Here is a 5,991-nt window from a genome sequence, read left to right as displayed (position 1 = left end):
TTTGGAGATCCTAACAATAACGCCCGCCCTTCAACACGCTATATTGAAGACGGTTCTTATTTAAGATTAAGAAACGTGAACCTGAGTTATAATATTCCAGTGGAAACATTTGCTGAGAATGCATTAACCTCGGCACGTGTTTATATCTCAGGCCAGAATTTATATACTCTGACCGACTATTCAGGATTTGATCCTGAAGTAGGTCCAAACGGAATAGATAATAACAACTATCCCGTTACCAGGACGATCTTGTTAGGAGTTAATGTTGGATTTTAAAAAGAAGAAACTATGAAGATTTATAAAATATTTTTACTGCTTGCTCTTGCGGTTATCACGGGATGCTCCGATGATTTCCTGGACAGGCAACCCCTGGATTCAATCAATACCGAAAACTATCCGGCAACAGCCGATGAGCTGGTGACCATTGTAAACGGTGCTTACCAGCCAATGCAAAGGCCAAAACTCTACAATATGAGGATGTGGACCACTGATATCATCGCCGGAAACAGCATTGTAGGTGCCGGTGGAGGAACCGATGGTATCGAAACCACCAATATGGCCAACTTTGTAACCTCAACCGATAACGCCGGGGCACTTGACCTTTGGCGTGGCCCATGGCCGGGAATTCTAATGTCTAATATTGTTTTAGATGTTGCACCAACTATAGAAATCGATGAAGATATTCGTGACAGGTCAATGGGCGAAGCTTATTTCCTAAGAGCTCATTATTACAATATCCTTGCAACTTTTTTTGGAGATGTTCCTTTGGTAACCGTTCCGCAGAGTTCAGATGATGATCTGCTGCCGGAGAGAGACCCGGTGGAAGAAGTCTATGCGCAGGTTATAAACGATTTGATCGCAGCAGCTGAATTGCTTCCGCAGAAATCTGCCTATAACGGGGAAAACCTTGGAAGAGTACCAAAGGCTGCCGCTTATGGATTGCTTGCTAAAGTTCACCTTAGCCTTGGAAATTGGCAGGAAGCTGCAGACGCTGCAACTGAGGTAGAAAATCTTGGCTATGCGCTAAATGACAACTACGCTGATAATTTTAGCATAGACAATGAAAATGGAGTGGAATCTATTTTTGAAGTGCAGTATACCGATGATGCCGGCGAAGATTTCTGGAGCGACGATAACCAGTCTTCCTGGACGAGTCCGTTTATGGGGCCGCGAGGAGCAAATTTTGTTGCCGGAGGTTATGGCTGGAATCAACCTACTGAAGAATTTGTAAATTCTTACGAGGAAGGTGATCAAAGAAAAGACGCCACAATCCTTTATGAAGGTGGGCCTGATTTTGACGGAAAAGAATATGACAGTGATTACTCGCAAACCGGGTACAACGTGCGGAAATTTTTGGTGCCACTTAGCGAAGTTTCGGCTTATGATAACAGTCCGTTGAATTTTCCGGTTTTGCGTTATGCCGACATATTATTGGTTAAAGCTGAAGCCTTGAATGAACTTGGCCGTACCGATGAAGCCGAAGATTACCTGAATATGGTTAGAAACCGTGCCGGGCTGGATGATATTGTCCAGGGACTGGGACAGGAAGAATTTAAGGAAGCAGTTCTGCACGAACGTAGAATTGAACTCGCTTTTGAAGGTCAGCGCTGGTTAGATCTTATCAGGGTAAATAACGGGCAGTATGGTCTGGATTTCCTTCACTCGATAGGGAAAAATAATGCTTCAGAAAAACATTTGCTGTTCCCAATTCCTCAAATTGAACTTGACAGGAATCCAAATCTTTCACAAAACCCAGGTTACTAATTTAAAAGTAAATGAACATGAAAAAATATCTAAACTTTCAACATTTGTTCCTTTGGATGGTACTGCTGGGTACTGCTTCTTTAAGCGTTTCCTGTGATAGTGAGGAACTTTACGATCCATCTTTTGAAGATATCGATGACGAATTGCAGCTCAACATTTCAGAAGAATCGGTAGCGCTTTCTGAAGAAGAAAAAAATCGGGAACTGGAATTCACCTGGTCTACGGGAACAAATTATGGTACAAATCAGGGGATTTTCTACACCTTGGAAATTGACCTCGAGGAAAATGACTATTCATTTCCACTGGAATATGAACTTGGAAAGGAAACCTATAGTTTTTCGCTCCGGTATGGTGTGCTAAATGAAATTCTTCGGAATACATATGGCATTGAGGCCGGCAATTCTGCCGATTTAACCGCCAGGATCACGGCAAGCGTGGGAGGTGAAGAAGATATGGACCAGGTAGATGAAGTTAATTTTACCGCCACCACCTATCAGCCCCTTACTGATGAACTTTATTTGATTGGAAGCGCCTCACCAAACGGTTGGGATGCTAATAATCCTATTGAATTGACCAAACAGGGAGAAGAAGCGATTTTTGAATACACCGGAAACCTTAATGAAGGGGAATTCAAATTCATTACTACTTTAGGGGAATTCCTTCCCTCTTATAACAGAGGTGAAGACGAAAACAGCCTTTTCTACCGAACCTCAGATGATGAACCCGATGATGCTTTTGAAATAACAGATGCCGGAGTTTATAATATTGAAGTGAACCTTCTTGATGGAACAATTTCGGTTTCTACCGTAGACGATCCGCCGTTTAGCAAACTGTATATTGTAGGAGACGGTACCGAAAGCGGCTGGGATGTTGATGGTCCTGCCGAATTTGAACAAAACGAAGAAGATCCTTTCATTTTTGAATATGAAGGAACCCTTAGCCCGGGAGCGATGAAGATCTTCGCAGGCCCAATGGGCGACTGGTGTGGCCAGTGGTATCGCCCTCTTGAAGCCGACCAGGAAATTACCAATACCGATGTGGAACAGAATTCGGGTTGTGACGTAGACAATACATGGAAAATTACTGAAGAAACCGAAGGCCGCTATAAGATCACCGTGAATACTCGCGACGAAAGCGTGGAAATCGAGCCGGTTAACCTTTACATCGTTGGTGACGGCGGGCCTAATGGTTGGGACATCAACGATCCTGAGCCAATGGAAAGAAACGGGAGCGTTTACACCTATTCAGGGCCACTTGGAGAGGAAAATGCCACTGGCGAATTTAAGATCGCTAAATTCAAAGGAGACTGGTGTGATGGTGAATGGATAAACCCCACTTCAAATGGCCAATCGATCTCAAACACCGAGTTTATCTATACCCAGGGCTGTGACGGTCCCGACAATAAATGGAAGCTTCAGGATGGTGAGGCGGGAGATTATACCATTACGGTAGATCTGGACGCTGAGACCATCAGTATTGAAGCACAATAAAAAATTGAAAATGATCTATAAAATGAAAAGATTTTCGGGGATACTGGCGCTGTTTTTAGCAGCGCTGGTTTCCTGCGAAAAAGATGATGATGTTACCGGGCCGGAAAATCCGGATAACGGAGGTGAACAACCGGTAACGGAAGTTTTTCTCAGCACTGATAAGGCAAGGTATTCCCCCGGGGAAGAAGTGGAAATTTCCATTGATGAGGTTCCTTCCAATGCGGTTGTGCGTTATAAGCACCTGAATGAGGTAGTTGATGAGGAAAATCTTTCGTCGCAAACCTGGAGCTGGACCCCGCCTTCCGATGATTTTAGAGGATATATGCTGGAGGTTTTTTCCAAAGATGAAGATGGAGAGGAAGTGATACTGGGTACTGTAGCTGTTGATGTATCTTCAGACTGGTCGCGGTTTCCACGCTACGGTTTTCTATCTAAATTCGGGGATATTTCCGATGATAAGAAAGAGGAAGTTATTTCCAACCTTAACCGGTACCACATCAATGGTCTCCAGTTTTACGACTGGCACTACAAGCCCCACGCACCATTGCCCATGGAAAATAGTTCGCCCCAGGATGTCTGGAAAGATATAATCGATAGGGAAATCTATTTTTCTACGGTCGAAGATTATATCGATCTGGCGCATCAGAACAATATGAAAGCGATGTACTACAACCTGGCTTATGGTACTCTTGATGATTATGAAGACTACGGAATTGGTGAGGATTGGTTCCTGTATAACGACCCGAATCAGGATTGGAAAGACAGGCACGAATTACCCCAACCGCCGTTTATCAGTGACATATATTTAACCGATCCGTCTAATCCCGATTGGTTGCAATACCTGAAAGATCAAAACGATCTTGTGTACGAAAACCTGGCATTTGACGGTTTTCATATCGACCAGCTTGGGGACAGGGGTGATGTTTATGATTACAGCGGAAATCGTGTAGATCTTCCCAATGCCTTTGGAGATTTTATAGATGAGATGAAACAGGACGATGCCGAAAAAAGTATGGTGATGAATGCGGTAGATCAGTATGCACAGGAAAACATTGCTGAAGAAGAGGTTGATTTCCTTTATACTGAAGTTTGGAGTGCAAACAGCTACGGAGATTTGGCTGAGGTGATTACGGATAATTATGAATATTCCAACAACGAAAAGCAAACGGTGCTCGCGGCCTATATGAACTATGACCTGGCTGATAACACCGGCCAGTTTAATACCCCGGGAGTACTCCTTACCGATGCCGTTATCTTTGCTTTTGGCGGGGCACACCTTGAACTTGGGGAGCATATGCTGGGCAAGGAATATTTTCCTAACAGCAATCTATCGATGAGTCGAGACCTGCAAAACAGGCTGACAAAATATTACGATTTTATGACTGCCTATGAGAACCTGCTTCGTGAGGGGGGAGACTTTAATTATCCCGATGTTTCCACAGGTGACGGCAAAGTGAATTTTGGCAGCTGGCCTCCACAGGCTTCGAATGTTGCCGTGGCCGGAAAACGAGTAAATAACAAACAGGTTATCCATCTGCTAAACTTTTCCCAGGCCACCACCATGAACTGGAGGGATAACGAAGGCAATCAGGCAAGTCCTACTCCTGTGAATAATCTATTGGTGAATTTGCAGGAATCCGGAGATATTTCAAAAGTATGGTTTGCTTCCCCCGATTTTGAAGGAGGAGCTTCCAGGGAACTCGAGTTTAACCCGAGTAACGGACAGGTTTTAGTAAGACTGCCTTATCTGGAATACTGGAGTATGATTGTGGTGGAGTACAATTAATAAAATTAGCTGAAATTAGCCGGGGCATCTGAATAAACACAGGTGTCCGGCTTATTCATACCTCCTTTTCCAGCTTGAGAAGAGGAATAATCTTCAGAATGAAAAAGAACATGAAAAAGATCCAATTAATAATTACTCCAGTGTTTCTGTTGATTTTTACCCTTGGTTTTTCTCAGGAAAACTTCAGTAAAAACTGCAATGAAATACTTGAACAAGAAGAAAACAGGATTATTTTTGGCTGTGATGCCGGGGCCAAAATAGCCCTGGAATTTCTGGATGCCAAAAACATTAAATTTTGGTATGCTCCTAATGGGAAATTTGAAAGAAATAATGAGTCCTTCGCAGTAGTTGATGAGGAATTCGACCCCGGGTTTTCCGTTAACGTGAATGAATCTAAAGCTGCTTTTGAAATTTTTACCGGGGATCTGAGGGTAGTGGTGGAGAAATCACCTTTTAACGTGAAAATTTTCGACAAATACCAGCGCCTGGTGATGGGCGATTTTGCTGAAGAAGGCTATACCACCGAAGGTACTGAGGTTACTGCAAAAAAGATCCTTCAGAAAGATGAACAATTTTTCGGTCTGGGTGAAAAAACCGGTTCACTTAACCGCAGGGGGAATTCCTATACTATGTGGAATAGCGACAAACCTTGCTATTCTGATGTGGAAGATCCGCTTTATAAAAGCATCCCCTTTTTTCTGAGCACTAATAATTATGGAATTTTCTTCGATAACACGTATAAATCCCAATTCGATTTTGGAGAATATTCTGAAGATTATTATTCATTTTCTGCCCCTGACGGCCCCTTTATTTACTACTTCCTATATGGAAAAAACCATAAAGAGATCATTGGCAGTTATACTAAACTTACCGGGCAGCCTATTATGCCGCCAAACTGGGCGCTGGGCTTTTCCCAGAGTCGGGGTATGCTCACCAATGAAAAACTTACCC

4 protein-coding genes and 1 pseudogene are annotated in these 5,991 nt (G+C 43.3%); all 5 read left to right on the top strand.

Features of this window, described 5'->3' with window-relative positions; genetic code table 11:
* Nucleotides 1-276, top strand: a 276-nt coding sequence (locus ACESK1_RS11565; RefSeq protein WP_372920335.1) for a hypothetical protein, incomplete at its 5' end; no start/stop codon positions are given.
* 12 nt (nt 277-288) lie between these two features.
* Nucleotides 289-1,764 (top strand): RagB/SusD family nutrient uptake outer membrane protein, encoded by a 1,476-nt coding sequence (locus ACESK1_RS11560; RefSeq protein ID WP_372920334.1) that lies wholly within the window; start codon nt 289-291, stop codon nt 1,762-1,764.
* Nucleotides 1,765-1,781: 17 nt separating this feature from the next.
* Nucleotides 1,782-3,254, top strand: a complete 1,473-nt coding sequence (locus ACESK1_RS11555; protein ID WP_372920333.1) for a SusF/SusE family outer membrane protein — start codon at nt 1,782-1,784, stop codon at nt 3,252-3,254.
* Between the two features lie 22 nt (nt 3,255-3,276).
* Nucleotides 3,277-5,040 carry a glycoside hydrolase family 66 protein gene (locus tag ACESK1_RS11550; RefSeq protein ID WP_372920332.1) on the top strand — a complete coding sequence of 588 codons (1,764 nt, stop codon included), beginning with the start codon at nt 3,277-3,279 and terminating at the stop codon, nt 5,038-5,040.
* A 98-nt stretch (nt 5,041-5,138) separates the two neighbouring features.
* Nucleotides 5,139-5,991, top strand: a pseudogene (locus tag ACESK1_RS11545) (glycosyl hydrolase family 31); the annotation flags it as partial.

The sequence above is a fragment of the Salegentibacter sp. genome, assembly GCF_041642575.1.
Lineage (GTDB): Bacteria > Bacteroidota > Bacteroidia > Flavobacteriales > Flavobacteriaceae > Salegentibacter.
Note: the sequence above shows the minus strand (reverse complement) of the source record. Positions and strands in the feature narration are given on the sequence as shown.

What these genes read in the sequence shown, in the direction of transcription:
- ACESK1_RS11560 (WP_372920334.1), top strand. Translation starts at nt 289, where the DNA reads ATGAAGATTTATAAAATATTTTTACTGCTTGCTCTTGCGGTTATCACG.
- ACESK1_RS11550 (WP_372920332.1), top strand. Translation starts at nt 3,277, where the DNA reads ATGAAAAGATTTTCGGGGATACTGGCGCTGTTTTTAGCAGCGCTGGTT.
- ACESK1_RS11555 (WP_372920333.1), top strand. Translation starts at nt 1,782, where the DNA reads ATGAAAAAATATCTAAACTTTCAACATTTGTTCCTTTGGATGGTACTG.